Source organism: Aliivibrio logei, assembly GCF_001691055.1.
GTDB lineage: Bacteria > Pseudomonadota > Gammaproteobacteria > Enterobacterales > Vibrionaceae > Aliivibrio > Aliivibrio salmonicida.
The window spans coordinates 1-624 of sequence record NZ_MAJU01000059.1 but is presented as its reverse complement, the minus strand read 5'-3'; the positions used below and the strand labels follow the sequence as shown (position 1 = coordinate 624).

Genomic DNA, 624 nt, shown 5'->3' with positions numbered 1-624 from the left:
AAAACAGCACCCGAACCAATTGAGCAATAACTACCAATAATTAATTTATCAATATCCGTTCTATCAGCCAATAAATAACGAGCACAATCATCAAAGCTATGATTATGATAATAGCCAGAATAGTAACTATGCTCACCCACAATGATATTAGGGTTAGTCACTTGTTCTTTGAGTGATTTACCCACAAAAGGGCTTTCAAAATAATTGTTCAACCTAAATCCTCTTTTAAGCTTATAACGCTGGCATAACACGTTTATTACTATGCAAATCAACCTGAATTTTACTGCCTTAATCACAAAACTAAAGGCAAACCCAGAACGCCGAATGTAATAAATCGTGTTGATGCGATTGTTGTGCGTGCTTACTTTCGGCTTGGCCAACTTGGTAACGAACTGCCCTGCCAAGATTTTCTAAGCCCTGATTCTAATTTACCAATGGTAATTAAGCGAACAAAATGTTCTTAAATTGCGAGATAAAGTGAATGGAAAACAGATACATTTTTTACGCCATTTGAACGGCTTAATTTCAGCAAGTTTGGAACTTATAAACCAAATATCCTAACCACAATTGGGATTGAAAATGCTACGAGGAAAACACTGATATAGACTAAAATGAGGCATAACC

At 35.7% G+C, this 624-nt stretch carries 1 pseudogene; it reads right to left on the bottom strand.

The features are described 5' to 3' along the window. Positions 1–212 (bottom strand): annotated as a pseudogene (locus tag A6E04_RS20780) (type B chloramphenicol O-acetyltransferase); the annotation flags it as partial. Positions 213–624: the final 412 nt, after the last annotated feature.